Source organism: Devosia sp. MC1541 (genome assembly GCF_012847305.1).
In the GTDB taxonomy this organism is placed as follows: Bacteria; Pseudomonadota; Alphaproteobacteria; order Rhizobiales; family Devosiaceae; genus Devosia.
Genome location: NZ_JABBDZ010000002.1, coordinates 39,005 through 61,394, shown reverse-complemented (window position 1 = coordinate 61,394; position 22,390 = coordinate 39,005). Strand labels below are relative to the sequence as shown.

27 protein-coding genes are annotated in these 22,390 nt (G+C 58.0%); 11 read left to right on the top strand and 16 right to left on the bottom strand.

Going from position 1 to position 22,390, the window contains the following annotated elements:
- Positions 1-147: 147 nt before the first annotated feature.
- The 4 genes from HKD40_RS03030 to truB all read left to right on the top strand — a co-directional run bounded on the left by HKD40_RS03030 (position 148) and on the right by truB (position 3,341).
- A complete protein-coding gene (locus tag HKD40_RS03030) occupies positions 148-1,170 on the top strand; it encodes a D-glycerate dehydrogenase (protein WP_169194252.1) in 1,023 nt (340 codons plus the stop codon).
- 165 nt (positions 1,171-1,335) lie between these two features.
- A complete protein-coding gene (locus HKD40_RS03025) occupies positions 1,336-1,986 on the top strand; it encodes a hypothetical protein (RefSeq protein WP_169194251.1) in 651 nt (216 codons plus the stop codon).
- A 32-nt stretch (positions 1,987-2,018) separates the two neighbouring features.
- Positions 2,019-2,429, top strand: coding sequence for a 30S ribosome-binding factor RbfA (gene rbfA, locus HKD40_RS03020; protein ID WP_169194250.1), 411 nt, complete (start codon positions 2,019-2,021; stop codon positions 2,427-2,429).
- A gap of 3 nt (positions 2,430-2,432) precedes the next feature.
- On the top strand, positions 2,433-3,341 hold the full coding sequence (gene truB, locus HKD40_RS03015; protein WP_169194249.1) for a tRNA pseudouridine(55) synthase TruB: 909 nt from the start codon (positions 2,433-2,435) through the stop codon (positions 3,339-3,341).
- Here truB and HKD40_RS03010 read toward each other — a convergent pair.
- The 9 genes from HKD40_RS03010 to HKD40_RS02970 all read right to left on the bottom strand — a co-directional run bounded on the left by HKD40_RS03010 (position 3,338) and on the right by HKD40_RS02970 (position 11,247).
- Positions 3,338-3,814 carry an MmcB family DNA repair protein gene (locus HKD40_RS03010; RefSeq protein ID WP_169194248.1) on the bottom strand — a complete coding sequence of 159 codons (477 nt, stop codon included), beginning with the start codon at positions 3,812-3,814 and terminating at the stop codon, positions 3,338-3,340. The two genes, truB and HKD40_RS03010, sit on opposite strands and share 4 nt — an antisense overlap.
- 9 nt (positions 3,815-3,823) lie before the next feature.
- A complete protein-coding gene (locus HKD40_RS03005; RefSeq protein ID WP_169194247.1) occupies positions 3,824-4,984 on the bottom strand; it encodes an MFS transporter in 1,161 nt (386 codons plus the stop codon).
- A complete protein-coding gene (locus tag HKD40_RS03000; RefSeq protein ID WP_169194510.1) occupies positions 4,981-6,150 on the bottom strand; it encodes an MFS transporter in 1,170 nt (389 codons plus the stop codon). The genes HKD40_RS03005 and HKD40_RS03000 overlap by 4 nt, the downstream gene beginning before the upstream one ends.
- A gap of 148 nt (positions 6,151-6,298) precedes the next feature.
- The gene (locus tag HKD40_RS02995; protein ID WP_169194246.1) at positions 6,299-6,652 is read right to left on the bottom strand and encodes a septal ring lytic transglycosylase RlpA family protein; all 354 of its coding nucleotides are present in this window, start codon (positions 6,650-6,652) and stop codon (positions 6,299-6,301) included.
- A 459-nt stretch (positions 6,653-7,111) separates the two neighbouring features.
- Entirely contained in the window at positions 7,112-7,747 is a 636-nt protein-coding gene (locus HKD40_RS02990; protein WP_169194245.1) for a peroxiredoxin, read from the bottom strand.
- A 159-nt stretch (positions 7,748-7,906) separates the two neighbouring features.
- Positions 7,907-8,428 (bottom strand): CreA family protein, encoded by a 522-nt coding sequence (locus tag HKD40_RS02985; RefSeq protein WP_169194509.1) that lies wholly within the window; start codon positions 8,426-8,428, stop codon positions 7,907-7,909.
- A gap of 76 nt (positions 8,429-8,504) precedes the next feature.
- Positions 8,505-9,323 carry an amino acid ABC transporter permease gene (locus HKD40_RS02980; RefSeq protein WP_169194244.1) on the bottom strand — a complete coding sequence of 273 codons (819 nt, stop codon included), beginning with the start codon at positions 9,321-9,323 and terminating at the stop codon, positions 8,505-8,507.
- A 102-nt stretch (positions 9,324-9,425) separates the two neighbouring features.
- The gene (locus HKD40_RS02975; protein WP_169194243.1) at positions 9,426-10,220 is read right to left on the bottom strand and encodes a transporter substrate-binding domain-containing protein; all 795 of its coding nucleotides are present in this window, start codon (positions 10,218-10,220) and stop codon (positions 9,426-9,428) included.
- 145 nt (positions 10,221-10,365) lie between these two features.
- Positions 10,366-11,247 (bottom strand): LysR substrate-binding domain-containing protein, encoded by an 882-nt coding sequence (locus tag HKD40_RS02970; RefSeq protein WP_169194242.1) that lies wholly within the window; start codon positions 11,245-11,247, stop codon positions 10,366-10,368.
- 95 nt (positions 11,248-11,342) lie between these two features.
- On the opposite strand from HKD40_RS02970, the gene HKD40_RS18020 reads away from it, so the two are divergent.
- Positions 11,343-11,474 (top strand): hypothetical protein, encoded by a 132-nt coding sequence (locus tag HKD40_RS18020; RefSeq protein WP_282567607.1) that lies wholly within the window; start codon positions 11,343-11,345, stop codon positions 11,472-11,474.
- A gap of 1 nt (position 11,475) precedes the next feature.
- Here the strand turns inward: HKD40_RS18020 and HKD40_RS02965 are convergent, their stop codons facing one another.
- A complete protein-coding gene (locus HKD40_RS02965; protein ID WP_169194241.1) occupies positions 11,476-12,270 on the bottom strand; it encodes an extensin family protein in 795 nt (264 codons plus the stop codon).
- Positions 12,271-12,372: 102 nt separating this feature from the next.
- On the opposite strand from HKD40_RS02965, the gene lepA reads away from it, so the two are divergent.
- On the top strand, positions 12,373-14,178 hold the full coding sequence (gene lepA, locus HKD40_RS02960; RefSeq protein ID WP_169194240.1) for a translation elongation factor 4: 1,806 nt from the start codon (positions 12,373-12,375) through the stop codon (positions 14,176-14,178).
- 72 nt (positions 14,179-14,250) lie between these two features.
- Here lepA and HKD40_RS02955 read toward each other — a convergent pair whose 3' ends face one another.
- From HKD40_RS02955 to HKD40_RS02940, 4 genes are all read right to left on the bottom strand, one after another.
- Positions 14,251-14,814 (bottom strand): hypothetical protein, encoded by a 564-nt coding sequence (locus HKD40_RS02955; protein ID WP_169194239.1) that lies wholly within the window; start codon positions 14,812-14,814, stop codon positions 14,251-14,253.
- A 192-nt stretch (positions 14,815-15,006) separates the two neighbouring features.
- Positions 15,007-15,561: a transglutaminase-like cysteine peptidase gene (locus tag HKD40_RS02950; protein WP_169194238.1), complete on the bottom strand. Its 555-nt coding sequence runs from the start codon at positions 15,559-15,561 to the stop codon at positions 15,007-15,009.
- Positions 15,562-15,818: 257 nt separating this feature from the next.
- On the bottom strand, positions 15,819-16,118 hold the full coding sequence (locus HKD40_RS02945; RefSeq protein ID WP_169194237.1) for a hypothetical protein: 300 nt from the start codon (positions 16,116-16,118) through the stop codon (positions 15,819-15,821).
- Between the two features lie 33 nt (positions 16,119-16,151).
- On the bottom strand, positions 16,152-17,174 hold the full coding sequence (locus HKD40_RS02940; RefSeq protein ID WP_169194236.1) for an aldo/keto reductase: 1,023 nt from the start codon (positions 17,172-17,174) through the stop codon (positions 16,152-16,154).
- Positions 17,175-17,273: 99 nt separating this feature from the next.
- Here HKD40_RS02940 and HKD40_RS02935 point away from each other — a divergent pair, with 99 nt between their 5' ends.
- Positions 17,274-18,299 carry a rhodanese-related sulfurtransferase gene (locus HKD40_RS02935; protein WP_248306542.1) on the top strand — a complete coding sequence of 342 codons (1,026 nt, stop codon included), beginning with the start codon at positions 17,274-17,276 and terminating at the stop codon, positions 18,297-18,299.
- Positions 18,300-18,353: 54 nt separating this feature from the next.
- Here HKD40_RS02935 and HKD40_RS18155 read toward each other — a convergent pair whose 3' ends face one another.
- A complete protein-coding gene (locus tag HKD40_RS18155) occupies positions 18,354-19,118 on the bottom strand; it encodes a LytTR family DNA-binding domain-containing protein (RefSeq protein ID WP_169194234.1) in 765 nt (254 codons plus the stop codon).
- Between the two features lie 88 nt (positions 19,119-19,206).
- On the opposite strand from HKD40_RS18155, the gene HKD40_RS02925 reads away from it, so the two are divergent.
- Entirely contained in the window at positions 19,207-19,710 is a 504-nt protein-coding gene (locus tag HKD40_RS02925; RefSeq protein ID WP_210257010.1) for a DUF2306 domain-containing protein, read from the top strand.
- Here the strand turns inward: HKD40_RS02925 and mbfA are convergent.
- Positions 19,707-20,687 carry an iron exporter MbfA gene (gene mbfA, locus HKD40_RS02920; protein ID WP_169194232.1) on the bottom strand — a complete coding sequence of 327 codons (981 nt, stop codon included), beginning with the start codon at positions 20,685-20,687 and terminating at the stop codon, positions 19,707-19,709. The two genes, HKD40_RS02925 and mbfA, sit on opposite strands and share 4 nt — an antisense overlap.
- 71 nt (positions 20,688-20,758) lie before the next feature.
- On the opposite strand from mbfA, the gene HKD40_RS02915 reads away from it, so the two are divergent.
- The 3 genes from HKD40_RS02915 to HKD40_RS02905 are packed head-to-tail and all read left to right on the top strand — an operon-like array spanning position 20,759 to position 22,377.
- Positions 20,759-21,193 carry a hypothetical protein gene (locus HKD40_RS02915; RefSeq protein WP_169194231.1) on the top strand — a complete coding sequence of 145 codons (435 nt, stop codon included), beginning with the start codon at positions 20,759-20,761 and terminating at the stop codon, positions 21,191-21,193.
- Positions 21,194-21,241: 48 nt separating this feature from the next.
- Positions 21,242-21,784 (top strand): copper chaperone PCu(A)C, encoded by a 543-nt coding sequence (locus HKD40_RS02910; RefSeq protein WP_169194230.1) that lies wholly within the window; start codon positions 21,242-21,244, stop codon positions 21,782-21,784.
- Complete coding sequence (locus HKD40_RS02905; protein ID WP_169194229.1) at positions 21,784-22,377, top strand: SCO family protein; 594 nt, start codon at positions 21,784-21,786, stop codon at positions 22,375-22,377. The genes HKD40_RS02910 and HKD40_RS02905 overlap by 1 nt, the downstream gene beginning before the upstream one ends.
- Positions 22,378-22,390: the final 13 nt, after the last annotated feature.

Sequence of the window (22,390 nt, the reverse complement as noted above, 5' to 3'; positions counted from 1 at the left end):
ATAGGGCGCAGGCGACCCGCGAGGGCTGACACTAACAACATCACTTTGCAGACAGTTCGGAATTGCCCTATCACTAGCCCATGATCCTTAATGGTCACTGAACCTTGGCTCAATCCAAGCAGACGTGATCGGGCCCGACTGGTACGAATGACATCAACAAAACCCAAGATTTTGGTCACTCGGCGGCTGCCTGCGACGATTGAAGCGCGCATGGCCACCTTGTTTGAGACCGATGTCAACGAAGCGGATGACGCCTTGAGCGGGGCGGACATCGTGTTCGGCCTCGCGGGTAAGGATGTGTTGGTGTCCACCATCACCGACCGGATTGACGCGTCGCTCATTGCCCAACTCCCAACCAGCGTTCGGTTGATCGCCCAGTTTGGCAATGGAGTTGACAATATTGACCTTGAGGCCGCTTGGGCCGCTGGTATTACGGTGACCAATACGCCCAGCGTGCTCACTGAAGATACGGCTGATATGGCGATGGCGTTGATGCTGGCCCTGCCGCGGCGCTTGGTCGAGGGCACTCAAATCCTTCTGCGCGACCGCGCCTGGGCGGGCTGGTCCCCAACATCCATGCTTGGCCATCGCTTGCGCGGCAAAGCCTTGGGTATTGTCGGCATGGGGCGCATTGGCACGGCGGTGGCGCAGCGGGCCAAGGCCTTTGGGCTTTCGATCCATTACTATTCCCGCAATCGGCGTCCTCCAGCGGTGGAAGCGCCGCTCGATGCGACCTATTGGGATGATCTCGATGCCATGTTGGCCGAGGTGGACATTGTCTCCCTGCACACGCCATTAACCCGGGACACCAATGGGATTTTGTCCGAGCAACGTCTCGCGGCGATGAAGCCGGGGGCCTATGTGGTCAATGTCAGCCGCCCCGAATTGATTGAAGAAACCGCGCTGATCGAGCGGCTGGAGGCCGGGCATTTGGCAGGCGCGGCGCTCGATGTTTTCGACAACCGTTTTGGCATCAACCCGCGACTGCTGGAGTTGGCGCAGGACAATCGCGTTGTGCTCACCGGGCACATGGCGTCAGCAACGCTCGAAGCCCGTGTCGAAATGGGCGAGGCCGTGATCGTCAATATCCGCACCTTTATGGATGGTCATCAGCCTCCCCATCGCCTTTTGCCCGAAAGCTTAGGCCCGCGATTGTCGCGCGGCGCTTGAAAACTGTTGCGCATCGGACGCAGCACTAACGTTGCGTCAATCAGAATTTGTTCTGCTGCTTGCATGCAAGTTCGCGGGGCCATAACTCTGCAACGACTACGCTAGTGGCTCGTTGACTACTCAAGAGCCGCGCTTGGAACTGCTGCGTAGGCGAGGAGTATGCCGTTGAGACGCCCCTTAATTGCCGTGTGTTTGCTGTTTGTTGCGCCCGTTTATGCGCAGGGTCTGGGTGATGCCCCTCTCAGCGAAGTCGACGGCCAGCTGGCGCTGGATGCCTTGGGGCAACGCTTGGTCATGCCTATGCCGGATTGGGCGGCGGATACCAAAAGCCTCGTCGAATTGAGCGATAAGGCCCTCGCACGCTATTCCGAGGACGACAGCCAAGCGCAGTTGGAACTCTATCGCGCGGGCGAGAATGAAAAATTCTGGACCACCATGTATGGGGCGCGTCTGAGCACGCGCGCCAGCATGAGCCTGCAAGATTTTCGCACCTCGGTGATCAATGTGTATGCGCAGGGGTGCGATCCGGACACGATCGCGCTGTTCCAGCTGGAGCCGGACGAAGGCGATGTTCTGCCGCCCCTGGGCTATGTCTGCGGCGCCTATGCCGATCACATCATCGACTTTGTCGGCGAAGGCGAAGTGATGATCATGGGCTTTTATCGCTCTGAAGTGGGCATCGGCATGGTCTATCAAGAGTGGCGCACGCCGCGCTTTGATGCGAGCAAGAGCGACACTTGGCCGATCTCGCCCGACGAGATCGAAGCGCGAATTGCCCAGCTCAAGGAACAGGTATCGCTGCTGCGAGCGGATTGACGAGAAGCCCGCAAGGGCCTATCGCAACGCTTATGAAGAAAGACAACAAGCCCTCAGGCCCGAGCCAGCGCCAGCTGCGCGTTGGGGAACTGGTGCGCCACGCAATGGCGGACGTGCTCGCGCGCGGCGAGATTGAAGACGAAGCTCTGGTTGGCACAGTCGTGACCGTGCCAGAAGTGCGTATGTCGAACGATCTCAAGCTCGCGAACGCCTATGTCATGCCGCTCGGTGGCTTGCACGCGCAAGAAATCGTTGACGCACTGAACCGCCACAAGAAATTTGTCCGCGGACGCATCGCGCCGCAGCTGAACCTCAAGTTCGCTCCGGACATTCGTTTCCACGTGGACGAGACCTTCGAAGAAGCCGGGCGCATCGATGCGCTGCTGCGCTCTGACCGCGTAAAGCGCGATCTCGAAGACAATTCTGACGACAGCGAAGACTAAGCCTTGACGCAAGCCAAGTCGAAGAAGCGTGCCATCTCCGGGTGGATCGTGCTCAACAAGCCATATGACTTCACCTCCACCCAGGCCGTTGGCAAGGTGCGTTGGTTATTGTCTGCAGCCAAGGGCGGCCACGCCGGTACCCTTGATCCGCTCGCGACCGGCATTCTGCCGATTGCCTTGGGTGAAGCCACCAAGGCTGTGCCGCAGGTGCAGGACGGGACCAAGGTCTATCGGTTCACCATCGGTTGGGGCAAAGCCACAACCACGGATGACACTGAAGGCGAAGTGATCGCCACCTCGGACGTGCGCGCTGATCAGGCTGCGCTTGAAGCGGTGCTGCCACAGTTCACCGGCCTCATCATGCAGCGCCCGCCGATATTTTCGGCGATTAAGGTCGATGGCGAGCGTGCCTATGATCTTGCGCGCGCAGGTGAAGAGGTCGAACTGGCGGCTCGCCCAATTGAAGTGGACGCGATCAACATCGTGTCGCATGGCGATAGCGAAACGGTTCTGGAAGTCACCTGCGGCAAGGGTACTTATGTGCGCTCTTTGGCGCGTGACATTGCCGAAGCACTCGGCACCGTCGGCCATGTGACAACGCTTCATCGTGCGCAGGTTGGTCCTTTCACCGACGCTGACGCAGTGACGCTCGAAGAGCTGGAAGCAGCGGAAGCGGGCGAGGTGCGCGATGCGCTGCTCAAGCCCGTACATGCGGCGCTGGTTGATGTTCCCGAGATCCGTCTCGACGCTTTGCAAGCAACAGCTGTGCAGCATGGCAATGCGGTTCTGCTGACGGGCGCTAATGCGCCGGTAAACATGGACGAATGCTGGGTCAGCTTTAAGGGCAAGGTTATCGCTACGGGCGGAGTGGCCTTTGGTCAGTTCCAGCCCCGGCGCGTCTTTAACCTCTAGACCCCATCCAATCGCGGACCCGGGTCCATCAAGGCATGGATCCGGTTCGCGCCCAAGCGCGCCAGTTTGAGCATCATTGCCTTACGGCGTGCGGGCGGAAGCGGGGTATCCGGGCTGTCCCGCAGAATTGCGCCATCATGGCCATCGGCCACGATGAGACCTTCGCTCTCCGGAAAAATCTCGCTGTCGAGTTCCGGTGGCTTGGCGAAGAAGAATTTATCAGAAAATTCGCGGTACTCGGGCCATTTCCGGTCGACCTGAAAATCGATCAGGCTCGATTTGATCTCGATGATCCAAATCTCGCCTTTGGGACCGACGGCGAGCACATCGGCACGCCGCCCATTGTTGAGAGCGACCTCAGCATAACACGCCATATCATGTCGCTCCCGCAGCATCCGCATAACCCCGCGCTGAACGCGCAGGGCTGTTGCGGATTGCCGGAGGTCAACAATGGCGGGCAGCTCGTCACTCATGCCCTGCGCTTACCCTGCCGGTTTGGCACAACTGTGTTTGCCGCCGAGCGCAAAGCTCGACGCCCAAAGACCTGCAATGAGGAGCGGTAGGCAGACCATGTAGGAGGCGCGAATGCCGAAGAATTCCGCAACAAAGCCGAGCAGCGGCGGCGCGAGGAAGAACACCACAAAGCTCACCTGACCAAGCGCCGCCACGTTGACGGCCGCCGGACGATCGGTGCGCTGCGCGGCAGCGGACACAGCGAGTGGATAAACAGACGAGCAGCCTGCACCCATGAGCGCAAAGCCAAGGAGGGCGAGCTCGGAGTTTGGTGCGAGCCAAACCAAAGTTGCGCCAAGGCTTGCGACTGCCAGCATGACCATGGCGACATTGCGTGGACCATAACGCGCGACGACGGGGTCAGCGGTAAGGCGGACGAGGGCCATAAAGAATGCGAAGATGGTGAGGCTCATGCCGCCGACGAATGGCTCAACAGCAAAGACGTCGCGCATATAGATCGCCGACCAATCGATGCCCGCGCCTTCAACCAAGAAGGCGGCAAAGCCGATGAGGCAAAGGGGCAGCAGGCCAAGGGTTGGGAAGGCGAACTTGTGGGTGTCGCCATCGGTAGCGCGGACCGGCTTTGGGGCGTTTGTTGCGCCGTAGATCAACCAGCCAGCAATGGCGACAACGATGATGGCAATCGCCAGCAGGTGCCAATTGGTGGTGAGACCCGATTGACGGATCATCGCACCAAACAGTGCGGTGACGAAAAACCCGACGCTCCAAAAGCCGTGGGCCCGGTTCATAAATCGCCCGCCGGTTTGCGTTTCGAGGCGGTCGATTTCGACGTTGAGGTTTATCTCCAACGCGCCTGAACAAATGCCGGCCAAGAACAGAACCGCAAACATGAAGGGTGCGGAGGGCAACCAAGGAATGGTTGCGAACAGCAATGATGGTCCCAAAACCGTGATGAAGGCCGTGGTGCGGAAGCCCATTTTCTCGATGATCGGCGCGCCAAAGGTCAAGGACAGGAGCGAGCCGATTGCCATGCCGATCATGGTCAAGCCGAGCTGGCCCTCGGAAAGGCCAAACTGGGTTTGAAGGTCTGGCAGGCGCGCCATCAGCGCGCCCGTTGTCAGCGCAAAGAAGAAGAAGCTGGCGTAGATGCGGTGTTGTGGAGCGATCATCGGGGAACAGTCGTAGAAACGGGCTTAGGCGCCAGAACGTGAGAGGTGAGGAGGCTGATCAGGATTAGGGGCAGGCCCACACCGAACGTCCACTGAATGCCCCAATGCTCGGCGATGAAGCCAAGAAGCGGTGGGCCAAGCAAGAAGGCTGTAAAGGAGAACTGGGCGAGAGCTGCAACATTGATCGCCGCGGGGCGGTCGGTTTGCTGCGCGGCGGCCGACATGGCCAGTGGGAACAGTGCTGAGGAGCCGACACCAATCAGAGCAAAGCCGAGATAGGAGGCGATTGCCGATGGAGCCCAGAAGACGATGAGGGTGCCGATGAGCAATATGGTCAGCAGAACGCGGGCGACCCGAACCGGGCTATAGCGTTCAACAAAGCTATCGGCGACGAAACGGGTCGCAGCCTGGCTGCCCGCCACAAAGGCAACGGCTATGCCGGCCCAGAACGGCTCAACACCAAACAGGTCCTTCATATAGATCGCAGACCAATCAATGCCCGCGCCTTCCATCAGCATGGCCGAAAGGCAGACGCCGACCAGAGCCATAATGGTCATCGTCGGGCGTGCAAACTTTGGTCCGCTCTCCGCGCTGGTCTGGCGATGGGGAGCAGCCTTGAATTGACCCAAGAGCAGCAAGGTCGCGACCAGCACCACGGGAACCATCAGCATCAGATGTAGCTGAGGCGATAGGCCGGTTTGCGCAACGGTGGCTCCGACAATGCCAGCGGCAAAGAACCCAAGGCTCCAGAAGCCGTGGGCGCGGTTCATAATCCGACGGCCGATCAGATGCTCGACGCGATCGGCCTCGATATTGATGATAATCTCAATGGCGCCAATGGTGAGGCCCACCGGCACGAGCAACAAGAAGAACGCCAGTGGTGTCTGGGCCCACATGGAGGCGGCGTAGAGCACCGAAAGTAGGGGAATGGCGATCAAGAGCACGCGCTTATGGCCATATTTTTCGATGACCGGGCCTGCGAAGGTCAGTGAGATCAGCGTGCCAACAGCGGAGCCGATAAGGGCCAAGCCGAGCATGCCCTCAGCGACATTCATGGCAGAGCGAATATCGGGCAGTCGGGGAAACATGCTGCCCATGCAAAAGGAATATACAAAAAATGCCCCGAAGACGGAAATCTGGGGCGGCAGGCTTAGGCCGAATCGCATGGTCAAAGTGCTCGAACTCGAAGTTGAGCTAAGCTAGGCCAAGCAGATCACTGAGAGAATAGTTGGCGGCCGAAATTATATCGATTTCGAGGCGCGCAAGAAAAAGGCCGCCCGGAGGCGGCCTGAACGTCTCAGCCCTCAGAGACGGTCATTTTTGCGCGATGCAAACCGAAGTAACACCAGCGTTCTTAAAGCCAAGAGCGCTTGCTGCAGCCTTGGACAGATCGATGATGCGCTTGCCATGGAACGGACCACGGTCGTTGATGGTGACTTCGATTGATTTGCCGGTGCGTTGATCTTCAACTTCCACGACGGTTCCAAATGGAAGCGTGCGGTGCGCAGCGGTCATTGCATTTTCGTTGAACACTTGGCCAGAAGCAGCAGTTTTGCCGTGGAAGCCAGGTCCGTACCAAGAGGCGCCGCCGCATTGGGCGTAGGCTGCTGGGACGAAGGCGAAGAGTGCCGCAGCCGAGGCAGCAACAATGAGGACTTTCTTAGTCAATGATCTAGAGCTCGCAGTAGTTGTCGTTGCCGACTAACTACCCCGTGGCGCGGACAAGATTGTGGGCAAGTTGCCACACTTGGGTAATTGGGGGTCCTGAATGGGCGAATTTGGCGCATTCACGCGGGTTTCACGCAAAGTTGCGAGTCTAGCGATCGGCTGATTTAGAGATTCAGAATCTCAGCTTTTTTCTCGATTGCTGATCTGGAGCAAGTTGAAGAACTGAATCCGGATTCATTTTCTCCCTGTGGGAAATGTGCAACGGTTCCCGATAAGGTGGCATTTTTCTCCGGATATAGCCCGTGGAGAATGTGGAAAAAGCCCTTACAGGCGCCAAAGCCCCTGCATTTGTGGCGTGATTTGGGCGGGAGAGGCCGAATTTCGCGGCCTTACGCGCAAGAAAAAGGGCGATGACAAGGTCACCGCCCGAAGGTCAGTCAGGGAGAAAACAGGGTGCCGTTAGTTCTTCGGCTGAGGAACAATGCGCAGATATGGCTTTAGTTCCGTCCAGCCCTCAGGATATTTGGTTTTGGCTTGTTCGTTGGAGACAGCAGGTACGATGATCACGTCATCGCCGCTCTTCCAATTGACCGGCGTCGCCACCTGATGCTTGGCGGTGAGCTGGAGACTGTCGATGACGCGGATGACTTCATCAAAGTTCCGGCCGGTTGACGCTGGGTATTCAATTTTCAGCTTCACCTTCTTGTCCGGGCCGATGACGAAGACCGAACGCACGGTGAGGGTGTTGTCCGCATTGGGGTGGATCATATCGTACTTGCGTGCGACTTCACCCTTGGTGTCAGCCAGAAGCGGGAAGTTAAGAGCCGCGCCCTGAGTTTCCTCAATGTCGCTGGCCCAGCCTGCGTGATCTTCGAGCTTATCGACCGAGAGGCCCAAAACTTTGACGCCGCGCTTTTCAAACTCAGGCTTGAGCTTGGCGGTGTAGCCCAGTTCGGTGGTGCAGACCGGTGTGAAATTCTTCGGGTGGCTGAAGAGAACGGCCCACGATCCTTCGATGAAGTCGTGGAAGTGGATGGTGCCCTCAGTGCTTTCGAGGGTGAAATCTGGTGCGGTATCGCCGATCAGGATCGCCATTGTCTATTCCTTCGCCCAAGCAATGGGCTCTGTGCTTGTTTGTAGAATATCGTGCCCGTGATTGCCGATTGAAGTGGGGGCGCGGGGAACGCTTTTGCCAATGCGGGGCGGTTTGGATGCGTTCCTTGCGCAAACCAAAGTGAAAAGGAAATGAACGTTCTATTCGCCCGAAATCATGACGGAGCCCTGCATCGGCGTGGTGGCTGGAGCGCCATTTTCCCAAGTGACATCAAGCCCGTTAAGGGGAACCACCGAGAGGCTCATTTTGCCAGAGCCCTGGTTCACTTCGCGCGCGTGGGCGAGATAAATGAGGGCGTTATTGGCGCTGTCGTAAATGCGGGTGACGCGGAGCGACTTCCAAATCAGAGAGCGGTTCTGTTTGAAAATCTCTTCTCCACCCGAGCTGGTGCGGATGTTGCCGATGTTGATTGGGCCCACAGCGTTGCAGTCGAGGGCGGAATGGGAGGGGTCTTCAAACCAATTGCCCTGACTCACGCGGTCAATGAACGAGCGGTTGAAATAGGAGAGGTGGCAGACAATGCCTTGCACATTGGGATCGGCGACAGCCTCAATCGAGATGTCATTGCCTGTCCAGTCGACGCCAACACTGCCCACTTCGGATTGACGCCCACAGGCGACCAGGGCAAGCGCAGCAGTGGCGAGAACGGCAACTCGGGCAATAGCGTTCATCAACTTCTCCATTCGTGTCTCTATGAGATTGGGAACGATCTGCCGCGCTACAAGGTTTCGCGGAGCCTTAGCGCAAGTTTTGTCGGTCCATGACTTTTTCGAGCCATCGCACTAGCAGCGAAAGCGACAGCGTCATGGTCAGATAGAGAAAGGCCACAACGTTATAGGTCTCGAAGAATAGGAAGCTGTTCGAGGCGGACAGCTTGCCCAGCTGGGTAATGTCCTGAACGCCGAGGGCCGAGACCAGCGCGGAATCTTTGACCATAGAGACAAAGTCATTGCCGAGCGGTGGCAGGACTGTGCGGAACGCCTGCGGGAAGATGATGTGTCGGAAGCAATTCCAACGCGACAGACCAAGCGCGCGCGCGGCTTCGATCTGGCCCTTGTCGACGGACTCGATACCGGCGCGGAAAATCTCGGCGATGAAGGCCGAGTAGCAGACCGTGAGCGCGAAGATGGCGCGCCAGACGAAATCAAAGCCGCGCACAGTGGCCGGAGCGAGCCAGCCCTGCTCGATCACAGGCGAGAAGAGCCAATTAAAGCCGGACACCATAGCTGGGGCGGCAACGAAGGCGATGTAAAAGAGGAAGACGAGGATGGGAATGCCGCGGATCAACTCGACGTAAAATGTTGCGATCTCGCTCAAGACCCGAATGCCCGAGGTGCGCGCTAAGGCCACCAAAAGGCCGAGCACGATTGCTGCGGCAAAGGCGAGCAGCGTTACCCAGAGCGTCGTGACCACGCCACCCGACACCGTGTCGAAGATCTTCGAATAGGTTTGATCGGCCGATATCGCCCAGAAGCCAAGAACGAAGATCAGGGCAAGGGTTACCAGCCACCAAGGCGTGCGGCTCATAAGAGAGGGGCGGCGGGGTTCATAAGTCATCAGACGCCAGTATTTTCTTTCGCCCTATAGGGCATAGCAAAGGCCCACTCGGCAAGCCGGAGTGGGCCTTTTTCAGTCAAAGCTCGCTCGGGAGCGTGCAGACTATTCGGCGGCGTATTCGAAGAACCAATAGTTGATGCGCTCATCGAGCCAGCCATCCTCGCGCATGCTGTCGAGGGCGGCATTGAACGGCTCAACCAGATCGGAGCCTGGGGTCAAAATGAAGCCCAGAGGGTCGGATTTGAGCGTTTCATCAATCTGCTTAAAGGCGCCGGGATCAGCGCCCATATAGCCGGTCGCCGCGGCCTGATCGGCGATAATGGCGTCGACGTCGCCAGCCTTTACGGCTTGAACGGCAGCGCCAAAGCTATCGAAGGTTTTGACGCGCGGATTGGCTTCGTCGCCGTCAAGCACGTCATAGATCGCGGTATAGAAGGAAGAAGTGCCTGCCTGCGCGCCAAAGAGGAGATCGGCGTTTTCGGCAAAGCTCTCAGCGCCCGTGATGCGCTCTTCATCAGCGCGGACGAGCAGATATTGCTCAACGGTGATGAATGGATCGGTGAAGTCGATCACCTCATCACGCTCTTCGGTGATGGTGATGCCATCGGCACCGATGTCAAACTGGCCGGAGCGGACCGCTTCGATCATCACGTCCCAAGCCGACAGATCCCACTCGATCTTGGCATTGAGGCGCTTGGCCACTTCGTTGATGACATCATATTCAAGGCCAATGCCGTCGCCGGTCTTCGGATCAGCAAAGTTCAGCGGGTAATAGGCGTTCTCGGTCACCGCATGGATGGTGCGGCCATCAAGGTTCGGCAGCTCGGCCGCAAAGCTCTGCGCGCTCAGCGCCAAAGCCAGTGCAGATACCGCTGCGCCGGTCAAAATCGTCTTCATGGAATTGTGTCTCCCAAGTCTCTGGGAGAGAGACTAGCTGAGTGCGCGAAATCTGCAAATATGTGGCGAGGAAACGCTTGGCTCAGGAGCCGCTTGAATTCAGAAAATTCGCTCGCCCTCAGTGGGTTTGAGCAGAGGCGTGGCGCTAGCGCACCGGTCCCATCTCATGCAGGAGCCATTGGCGGAAGGCGCGAATTTTGCGTGTTTCGCGACGCCCTTTGGCGGTGACCAGATAATAGGCATTATTGCCGGTGGCCGCACGGTGGAAGGGGCGAACCAAGCGCCCCATTTCCACCAACTCATCCGTCATCATGTCGACGGCGAGCAATAATCCTTGACCCGATAGGGCGGCATCGAAGGCTAGCGAGGCGTCGGAAATGACCGGGCCGTGCCCATGCGCGAGCGGAGATTTGCCCGCAGCTTTGGACCAGCTGGGCCAATCGAGCATGCTGGTCGTATCGATAATGACCGGTAGTTCGGCGTAGGGCCGATCTTTATGTGTTGCCCAGAAGTCCGTGGAACAGACCGGCTGGAAACTCTGGCCGCCGATTTTGGTGGCGTTGACACCAGGCCATTGTCCCGATCCAAACCGCACCCCGCAATCAATGTCGCGTCGGTTGAGATCGGTCATCGCGGCAGTGACGCACAAGCGCAGCTCGATGTCAGAATGCGCTTGCGCAAAATTGCCCATGTGCCAGATGAGCCAGCGAGACGCAAAAACGCTGCCGACTGTGAGATTGAGCACGCTATCGTCGTCGCCCGTGACTTGCGCCAAAGCATCGCCGAGCGCAGCAAAGCCCGAGCTTAGTTGCGGCATGATCTCCATCAAGACTGGCAATGGGCGCAGGCCGTCACTGGTGCGTGCAAAGAGCGTCACGCCCAATCGCTCTTCTGCGCGGCGAATATGCTGGCTCACCGCCCCGACGGTGACGCCCAACTCATTTGCTGCGGGCGCGAGCGCACCGAGACGGGCCACGATCTCAATGGCCCGTAGCGCGTTCAGCGGAATAGGAAATTGCGCAATCATATAGTTTTTCTATACTCGGCGGCAGGTCTTGTCGATTGGATAGGTGCAGTCGTTGGCGCAAAATGAAGGTCATTCATTTTGTGAAAGGATACAAAATGTCTATTCTTGTTCCCGCGCTGCGCCGTCTCAAACTGCTTTTCAAAAAGCTTGTGACGCCGCTTAATTGCGATGAGCCTGAACCACGCGACTGGGCCGATCTGCCGCCGCACCACCCCAAGTGCGAGTGATTTACTGACAATATCTCCCCGCGCAATCGTCGCCACGGCATTTCGCGTCGACGTGGAAGTGATTGGCGTGGGCGGCATTGGCATCGGGGCCAAGAACGGTGTTGAAGCGTTCGCAGGCTGCTTGCTGCGCAAACGTCAGGAACTGGCCCTCAAGCGCATCGCTCGGGCGCCAATCTTTTAAAACGTCTATCACCCGGCCATCGCCGAGGATAAAGCCGTGGATGTCGAGCGCATTGGCAAAGCTGTGCTCCGATACGCCGCCAGAGCGTGTGCCAATGCGGGCTCGGCACACCATGGACCCGCCTGAGGTGACGCTGGCGAGCGGGCTGTCCGTGAGTTCTTGGGCTTGTGCGTCCAGCACTGCGACCCAATCGGCGACGGCGGTGGCGACGCCGCAGGTCACGGTTGCTGGCATGGCCAGCGGAATATCGCGCCGTCCCACTTTCACCCCTGTCATCAGAATGGGCGAGGCGGTGCCGCAGCGGCCTTCGGAGATCGGGGCGATCATCTCGCCGATCACCGTGCCATTTTTCAAAGCGGGGCAGGAGGCCCGTTCGGCCACGGGGGCGGGCTCTGTTTCTTCGGGCTTTTCAGTGGGCTGGTCGCTGGTCGGCGCGACGGGCCGAACCTCTGGCCTTGGCGTCGGCATTGCGAGTGCCGTCGGTTCGCTCTTGCCGTTGTTGAGAATAGTGATTTGGGACGCGAAGGGGGCCGGCGCAATTTGCGCATTGTCTTGAGCCGGACTGGCGGCGGAGAGAAGAATGAGCGTTACAAGGGCGAGACTGGGGCTTTGCATCGCTCGCTAACGTCGACTTAACGAAAGAGTTGCCGCAAAACCCACCTTTACTGCGCTGAAACCATCTTCTCGCCCTTGTTTGCATCTGCTATCAGCGCGCTCATGACAACGCCGCTCAAAAACATCCGCAATTTCTCCATCGTCGCGCACATCGACCATGGGAAGTCGACTCTTGCTGATCGCCTGATCCAGTTCACCGGGGGCCTAGAAGCCCGCGAGATGAAGGAGCAGGTGCTTGACAATATGGAGATTGAGCGCGAGCGCGGGATCACCATCAAGGCACAGACCGTGCGCCTCAACTATAAGGCGCAGGATGGTGAGGACTATGTTCTCAACCTTATCGACACGCCCGGACACGTTGACTTTGCTTATGAAGTCTCGCGCTCCATGTCGGCGGTTGAAGGTTCGCTGCTCGTCGTTGACGCCTCCCAAGGTGTGGAAGCGCAGACGCTCGCCAACGTCTATCATGCGTTAGAAGCCAACCACGAAATCGTCCCTGTCCTGAACAAGGTCGATCTGCCCGCAGCGGATATTCCGCGCGTAAAGACGCAGATTGAAGACGTTATCGGCATTGATGCTTCGGACGCGATTGAAATTTCGGCAAAGACCGGCCTCAACATTGAGGGCGTTCTGGAAGCCATCGTTACCCGTCTGCCAGCGCCGAAGGGCGATATCGACGCGCCGCTGAAGGCACTGTTGGTTGATAGTTGGTACGACACCTATCTCGGCGTTGTCGTTCTGGTTCGCATCATTGATGGTGTGATGAAGAAGGGCCAGCGCATCCGCATGATGGCCTCTGGCGCCGTCTATGAGCTCGACCGCGTTGGCGTGAACACGCCTAAGCTGGTTGAAGTTAAAGAACTGACCCCAGGCGAGCTTGGCGTTTTCACCGCTTCCATCAAGGAAGTTGCGGACACCAACGTTGGCGATACCATCACCGACGACCGTAAGCCGACCGCTGAGCCGCTGCCAGACTTCCGTCCGGCGCAGCCCGTGGTGTTCTGCGGTCTCTTCCCGGTTGATGCCTCGGACTTTGACGAGCTGCGCTCTGCCATGGGCAAGCTGCGCCTCAACGATGCGTCCTTCTCGTTTGAAATGGAAACCTCGGCCGCGCTCGGTTTCGGCTTCCGCTGTGGTTTCCTTGGGCTTTTGCACCTCGAAATCATTCAGGAACGCCTGAGCCGCGAGTTCGATCTCGATCTGATCGCGACGGCGCCATCCGTGGTTTACGAGATGGAGCTGACCGACGGCACCTCCATGCTGCTGCACAACCCGGCAGACATGCCGGACGTGATGAAGATCACCGAAATCCGCGAGCCATGGATCAAGGCGACCATTCTCACGCCTGACGAATACCTCGGCTCGATCCTCAAGCTTTGCCAGGATCGTCGCGGCATTCAGACCAATCTGTCCTACGTTGGTTCGCGCGCCATGGTCGAATATGACCTGCCGCTCAACGAAGTGGTGTTCGACTTCTACGATCGCCTCAAGTCGATCTCGAAGGGCTATGCGAGCTTCGATTACCACCTCGACAACCATCGCGAAGGTGATCTGGTAAAGCTTTCGATCCTCGTCAATTCTGAACCGGTCGATGCACTGTCCATGCTCGTTCACCGCACGGTGGCTGAATCGCGCGGTCGTCAGATGTGCGAAAAGCTCAAGGAACTGATCCCGCAGCACCTGTTCGTTATCCCGATCCAGGCGGCCATCGGCGGCAAGGTTATTGCCCGCGAAACCGTTCGCGCCATGCGTAAGGACGTGACGGCGAAGTGCTATGGCGGTGACGCGACTCGTAAGCGCAAACTGCTGGATAAGCAGAAAAAGGGTAAGGCCAAGATGCGCCAATACGGCAACGTCAACATCCCGCAGGAAGCCTTCATCAAGGCCCTCAAGATGGGCGACGAATAGTTATTTGGGGCCTTTGGCTCCGTGAAGACAAAGACCCCGGTGCGGACGCGCCGGGGTCTTTTTGTTCGGGGATTAGCTGCCAGGCCGTTTTACGAGGGGCGCTGTGAGGATGTCTGGATTGACGAGCGGCCGAGCGATGACGCGATCTCGGGTAAATCCCACCATGGCCACCCAACCTTGCAAGCCATCGGCCGTGGTTGAGAAGCAATAGTCGTCCATGCAATCGCCCAGCTCAAACCGTGTTCCTTTCGGCATGAGGTAGACTTTAGGGGCCAGGCTCGTTGGCAGCATGCGGACGTTGAGGTCCGTATGTGCGGTCGCGACGCCTGCCGTTGGCTGGTTGGGCACACTGTGCCTTACGGGCCAGACGCGCAGGTCATTGAGGACATAGCCAGTCAGGCGCGTGCGCAAATGCACGACGCGACAGAAATTGCCAGCGCAGCCCATGTTGTAAACCGCGTCACCAGCAAGGATCGTGACGAACTCAGCGCTTGTACCGTTTGGTTCCAGGCTGAGCCTTTCGTGATGGTCGGTAAATTGGAAAACGACCGGCAGTTCTTCCGCGCTATTGGGCGATACTGCTAGTAATGCAAATAAAGGAGCCACTAGCGCGGCTTTGATATTTTGAAACGCCATCATACCCTCCTCGATATGACGTTGCGCTAAGACGATCTTCCTGAATGAGAAATGATTAGTGCTGTGGAACTAGCAAATGTGATGCGGTGTGTGGAATAAGTGCTTTGACCAACTGAGGACTAGTCTCTGCGCGGTAAAAGCCTGCGGAGAACCCCGGCAGGGTTGCCGGGGTACAATGTTGAGCGCGGTCAGCTAGGCCGCGACGCGCCAGCTGCTGGTGTTATTCATGTCGAGATAGAACATGGTGCGGTAGCCGTTGGAGAAGCCATTGAGGCTGTCGAGCGTGATGATGCCATTGTCGGTCTTAACGCCGAGCACCGCATGCCATTCGCCCGAGCGCAGCTGGCCAGTCTTGATGCGCATTGCCGAAACCGGATATCCCGCTTCGCTCAGTGCCATGATCTTGGCGAGCACATAGTCTTCGCAATCGGCGACGCCTCGCATCGGTACAGTCCAGTGGTCGCTCACCCCATAGGCGCGGCTATCGGACGAAAAGCGGTAGCGGGAATTGATCTGCTGGCTGATGCTCTGCAGCGTCGCTTCGAGCTCGCGCGAATAGGCGATAGACGAAGGGCCCGCAAAAGAGCTGCAAAAGTTCATGGGCTGGTCGCCGCGCATGCACATGTCCTCCCAACCGGCCTGCCGAACGGAGGAATAATCTACGGCATAAGCGGACAGTGGCTGAGCGAAGGTTAGAGCAGCCAATGCGATGCCAGCGACGCGGCGAAGCGAAGTAAAAATCTGCATGGTTCATCACCGAAAACGAGCGGACGCGTGGCCTCGCCAAGCAGCCGATTCCGCGGGTCACAACATGGATCTAGGGTTGCGTTGACCGCTCACATAGAGGGTGATGTTGGCTGGGTTAATACCGCTCACGAGAACGTAAATAACCAAGTTGTTATAAGTGGTTAGCTGCGATTGTGCTCGTGGCGGCGCAAATCTCGGCGCAATTAAACTTGCCGTTATCCCGATCAAACTTTTGAATATAGCGCTAAGCTAGTGGTTTAGAATTGCCTGTAATTGGCAATTTGAACGCATTGGGGCGCAATAATCGATTGGCCAGATTGAAGTCTAAAGCGATCATTGAGTGACATGTCGCTGTCGGCTTTGTGATCGCTGACTGCGTCCGGTGCGCTGTGAACGAGCGGTAGATTTTGCATTTCAACGGCGCAGGCTTGGGTTGAGGTAGAAGAACTTTGTTCTAGTAAAGCCAGTTGTTGATAGAACTGCGTCTTCCTCTGCGGGTGAGAGGCATGGGTTTGCGCCATAGCACCGGAGGATGGCCTTGCTGATGGTTCAGGCAAGGCGATCCTCCGGTGGCTTATCGCCGGCTTTTCTTATGGACGCGGATGGTGCTGCAACTGCCCACCCTTGGTGGCATCATCAATGGCCGCGATCTCTTCGGCGCTCAGGTCGATATTATTGAGCACACCAAGATTGTCCTTGAGCTGCTCAAGCGAACGCACGCCGATGAGGGCCGAGGTCATCTCCTTGCGGCGCAATACCCAGCTGAGCGCAAGCTGCACCATGGTCTGACCGCGGGACTTGGCAATTTCACCCAGTTTCTCGACGGCATCCAAAACGCGCGGTTCAATCTGATTGGCGCGCAACGACCCATTGGGGTTTTCTGCGCGCGTGCCCGCCACACCGCCCGAATTATATTTGCCGGAGAGCACGCCCTGCGCAAGCGGCGAGAAGGCGATAACGCCAATGCCCAACTCGCCGCAAGCGTCGATGGTTTTGTCGTTTTCAATCCAGCGATTGATCATCGAATAGCTGGGTTGGTGAATAGTGGTGGCGACGCCCATGTCCTTGAGGATGCGATGGGCTTCTCGGGTTTCTTTCTCCGGATAGGAGGAGATGCCGACGTAAAGCGCCTTGCCGGATTTCACAGCATGCGCCAGCGCGCCCATGGTTTCTTCAAGTGGCGTTTCGGGATCGAAGCGGTGCGAATAGAAGATGTCGACATAATCGAGCCCCATGCGCTTAAGGCTCTGATCAAGGCTGGCGAGCATATATTTGCGGCTTCCCCATTCGCCGTAAGGGCCTGGCCACATATTGTAGCCAGCCTTGGTCGAGATGATCATTTCATCGCGATAAGGGCGGAAGTCACGAGTCATGACCTGCCCAAAGAGCTCTTCTGACGAGCCTGCTGGCGGGCCATAATTATTGGCTAGGTCGAAGTGGGTAATGCCCTGGTCAAAAGCGTAGCCCAAAATCTCCATGGCGCTCGGATAGTCGCGTGTGCCGCCAAAATTTTGCCAAAGGCCGAGACTGACGACAGGGAGTTTCAGACCCGAATGGCCCGAACGACGATAATGCATCGTGTCATATCGAGCAGGGTCGGCGCGGTAGGTCATCTCAGTCTCCCAAACAAATCTTGCCTGCCCGTGACGCCGGGCTTTTGTGGTGCTATGAGCGGGTCAACGAAGACGTCCGCACCCAGCTCAGATAGTACAGTGTCCCAGCAAGATCATCCATACAAGGTATTGGCCATCTACAAGTTTGCCTCTCTGCCCGACGCGGCGGAGATCAAGGCGCAACTTGCGGAATTTTGTTGCGCGCGCGGTATTAAGGGGACGCTGATCCTCGCGCCTGAGGGCATCAATGGCACTGTCGCCGGTACGCCGGACGCGATCGACGCGCTATCCGATTATTTGTTTGTTTCCGGGCCTTTCGGCACACGTTTGGCTGGTGCGGAAGCAAAGTATTCTTTTGCCGATAGCGAGCCGTTCCTGCGCATGAAAGTGCGGCTCAAGCCCGAGATCGTCACCCTTCGCGCGCCGCAGGTCGATCCCAACCGTGAGGTTGGCACCTATGTTGAGCCAGAAGACTGGAATGCGCTGATCGAGCGTAATGACGTCATCCTGATCGATACGCGCAACGATTACGAAGTCGATATCGGCACCTTCCAGAGGGCCATCGATCCCAAGACCGAGAGCTTTGTCGAGTTCAAGGACTATGTCGCCAATAACCTCGACCCCAAGCAGCACAAGAAAGTCGCCATGTTCTGCACCGGCGGTATCCGGTGTGAAAAGGCGTCGAGCTATATGCTCAGCCAGGGTTTTGAAGAGGTGTTCCACCTCAAGGGCGGGATCCTCAAATATCTTGAGAAAGTGCCGGAAGAGAACAGCCGCTTTAACGGGGAGTGCTTCGTGTTCGACGAGCGCGTGTCGGTTGGTCATCGACTTGAAATCGGTACGGCAACGCTCTGCCGTTCATGCCGTCATCCGCTGACCGAACAGGACCGCGCTCATGAGCACTATGTTGAAGGCGTAAGCTGTTCTCATTGCATCAACGATGAAGGTAAGCGCAAGGCCGCGGCTGAGCGTCAGCACCAGATCGATCTCGCTGCAAAGCGTGGCTTGGCGCATATGGGTGACGCGGCAGTTGAAGCTGCACGCAAGGCCCGTGAGGCGAAAAAACAACGGGCTGAGCAATCGCGAGCGCTCAATGCAAAGGCGGCTGCCAAAGCGGGTCACTAAGGCCGTCGCACTAATTTGAATTCAGGAGGGGGCCACTTGGCCCCCTTTTGCGATTTAGAGCGTGAGGCCTGCCGCTTTGACAGCGTCAGTATAGCTCCGGCTAACCGGCACGCGCTTCCCTGTCTCAAGTTCGAGCAGCAGCTTACCATTTTCCCGGACACACCCGCGGACAGCATCCAACGCTACCCAATGGGAGCGGTGTACCTGTAGCCCGGCGATTGGGGCAGTTTCCCGCATGGCATCGGACAGGCGCAACAGCAGCAAGGCTGTGCCGCGATCGGTGGAGACCTCAACATAGTGGTCAGCCACAGCCAAGTGAAGCAACCGACCTCTCTGGTGCAGCGGCATGCGGCTGAGTAGGGCTGGCGTCGCATCGGCCAAGGCAGTGGGCGCTTCGCGCGGTGTGAATACTGCACTCAGCACTGTGACAGCGGCCGAAATTGCTATGCAATAGAGCGTTAAACTCGCAGCTTCTCTGGTCGGGAAGGACCAGCCAAAAGCGAGTTGATTGACACCGATGACGCAGGCGACGACCGGCAGCCCGGCAATGCTTCCAGCGACAAGGGCTCGCGGCACGGGCGGCAAGCGGGTGCCGAGCAATAGCTCAAAAAAACTTGCGGTCGCGGTGCCAATGATTGCGGTGACGACGACCACTGCCGCCCAATAGGGCAGGCGAATATGAAGCGGTAAATCGAAGGAGCCGAAAGGCCCAATCATCCCCACCAGTAAGGCGATGATCGTGAGCGTTATCCAACTGCGCGCATCACCCGCAAGGGTGCGCATTTCACGAAGCGTAGACTGCAGGATGGTGTGGTTCACGTAGGGGAGCGGCCATTGGCGAAATGGAGGTTGTACGGGGCGAGCTTATAGAGCCATGGCGAAGAGGCAAGCAAGATCAAGGTCTCCCATGTCGCTCACTCCTCTGCTCAATGCTGGTCTCGTGATCCAAATTCATGTCATTGCAGCCATTGCCGCATTCCTGCTGGGCGCCTTGGTGCTGTGGCGTCGCAAGGGGGCGCGCCTGCACAAGGCCTTGGGCAAGGTCTGGGTTGTGCTGATGCTGGTGGTGGCCACCAGTTCGTTGTTCATCCATGAGGGCCGGTTGTTCGGGCCGTTCAGCCCGATCCACATTCTGACGCTTGTTACCTATATCGGGATTGGCCAAGCCCTATGGGCGATCAAGGTGCAGCGCGACGTGGTGGCACACCGTGCTGGCATGCAGGGCACCTATATTGGCGCGCTGTTGCTTGCGGGCGCATTCACCTTCTTGCCGGGTCGTCGCATGCACGCGGTCTTGTTTGGCGCAGAGGCGGGGTGGACCCCGTCTCTCGTGATTATCGCTCTGGCGCTGAGTGTGGCCGCGTTGTCGTGGTGGCGACTGCTGCGCGGCGCACATTCTGTCCAGCGCTAGGCGTTGCCGATGAGAATACCGGCGGCGAAAACCAAGGCGCCGCCGAGCACCACCTGCAATACCGCGCGCCAGAACGGGGTCTGCATATAGCGCTTTTGAATGTAAGCGATGGCCCAGAGCTCGAGAATAACGACGGCGGCTGCCACCCAGGTCGCAACCCAAAAGTCAGCGATGAGATAGGGCAGAGCATGGCCCAGGCCGCCGACAGCAGTCATGATCCCTGCAGCAAAGCCGCGCTTGATCGGCGAGCCACGCCCGGTCAGCTTACCGTCGTCAGACGCTGCCTCGGTAAAGCCCATGGAAATGCCCGCGCCAACGGCTGCGGCAAGACCAACCAAAAATGTCTGATGCGTGTCGCCCGTGGCGAAGGCGGCGGCAAAGACCGGGGCCAGGGTCGAGACCGAACCATCCATCAGGCCAGCAAGGCCGGGCTGGACATAGGTGAGCAGGAACTGACGATGGGTTTCATTCTTCTCGCTCTCGTGCCCGTCGGCGCCGAGATGGGTCTCGTCAAGGTCAGTGGCGCGTTTGGCGTGGCCCTTTTCTGCCTGTGCCAGATCGCCCAGCAGCTTGCGGGTCGACACATCGCTCACCTGCGCGGCAGCGGCGAGGTAGAAGCGGAAGGCGGCTTCTTCCATCTCCCAAACCTGCTGACGCGCCTGCTCAAGGGTCAGAGTTCTCAAAAGCCAGATCGGCTTGCGGGTGAGAAAGCCACGAACGTGTTCGCGGCGAATGGGCACCAGATGCTCGCCGAACTTGGTCAGGTACAGATCGAGCAGGCGACGCCTATGTTCGTTCTCCTCAGCGGCCATGCCTTCAAACAGCGCGCCAGAGCCTGGATAGGTCTCGCCCAGACGGCTGGCAAACTCCAGATAGATACGCCCATCTTCCTCTTCCGCAGCAATCGCTAGTGCGAGAATTTCGCGTTCGGAAAGGGATGAAAAATCGCGGCGGGCATCAGGCCAGAGCTTCAGCATCGTTGTTCACTGTTTAGAATGATTCTAATCATTGTTTAGAATGTTTCTAAAGTTAGCGCAAGCGTGATCGCGTGTCGCGCTTGAGCCTAGCGCCAGTTCCGGCTATGGCTGACGCCATGGCAAACCGCAGACATACATTGGCGCGTGAAACTGGCATCGCTCTGGCGGTGTTGGCGATGTATGTGCTGACGCTGCTGCTGCCGCTGCACAGCGCCGCTGGTTTGCAGCGCGATCTCAATGCGCTCGGTTTTTCCAACCTCGCCAGTTGGTCGGTCTGCTCGTCCATCGCCAATGATCGGGACACTGATCCAACTGACCCGGCAGCGCTGACCTGTCCTGCAGCGGGCGTAGCCAAATCGCAGCTGACGGCCGTATTGCCGCCGGCAATCACGATCGTGGTGCGTGAAGCGCACGCGCTTGGCAATTTCGTTCCTTCAATCCTTGTTGCGGCGGGCTCCCTGCCAGCGCACTTCGGGCAATCGCGCGCGCCTCCAGCTCTGGTCTGACGTCTTGGGCCAAGTGCCCGACTAGACCCCTTTGATCTGGAGATTTCCATGTTCCGTTCCGCCCTCCGCGCGACCCTTTTTGCTTTGCCTCTTGTCGTTGCAGGCCCTGCCTTTGCTCATAATGGCGTTGACCACAGCAAGGACGCTGAAACGTCCACCCCGGCAGAAGCCCACGCTGAGACCAAAATTGGCGATCTGACTATCACCGGCGCATTTACCCGCGCGACCTTGCCCAAGGCACCAGTTGGTGGTGGCTACTTCACCGTCCAGAACTCTGGCGACGCCGATGACCGCCTGATTTCGGTCTCTTCGCCCGTTGCCAATGAAGGCCAGATCCACGAAATGGCTATGGTTGGCGATGTCATGAAAATGCAGCAGCTGTCCGATGGACTGGTTATTCCGGCAGGTGAAACTGTCGAGCTTAAGCCAGGTGGCTATCACCTGATGCTGATGGGCCTGAGTGAACAATTGGTGGAGGGCGAAACCATTCCACTGACCCTGACTTTTGAAACTGCTGGCGAGATCACCATTGATCTGCCGATCGCAGCGACTGCCGCCTCTGGCGCGCCTTGCCATATGAGCCACGAATAATGTCCCGCATGAAAAACATCCGCGTCCTCCTTTGGGCCTTGGTTGGCACCGCCGCTCTGACTGCGACCGGACTTTATGTTTACAACGCCAATCGGCCTGCCGTTACCGCGAGCTTTGGTGCCGGGGACTATACGCTCGAAGCCGGGAATGGAGATAAGTTCACTTATGCCTCCCTCAGCGGCAATCCATCCATGCTGTTCTTTGGCTTCACCCATTGTCCCGATGTTTGCCCGACAACTCTGGCGGAAATGACCAGCTGGTACGAAGTTCTTGGCCCTGAGGCGAAGGATTTGAAGGCCTATTTCGTGACCGTTGACCCAGAGCGGGATACGCCACAAGTGGTCGCTGACTATGTGTCGTGGGCAGAGCCTGTTGTCGGCTTGAGCGGTTCGCTCGAAGAGATCGACAAGTTCGCCAAGGCTTGGGGTGCATTCTACGAAAAGTCGCCGCTCGATAACGGCGACTACACGATGAACCACACCGCATCGGTGTATCTCATCAATGCCAATGGCGAGTTTGAAGGCACGATTGCCTATGAAGAGGGCGGCGCAACCGCTATCGGCAAGCTGAAAAAGCTGCTCGCAAAGGGCTAGAAATTTCGACTGT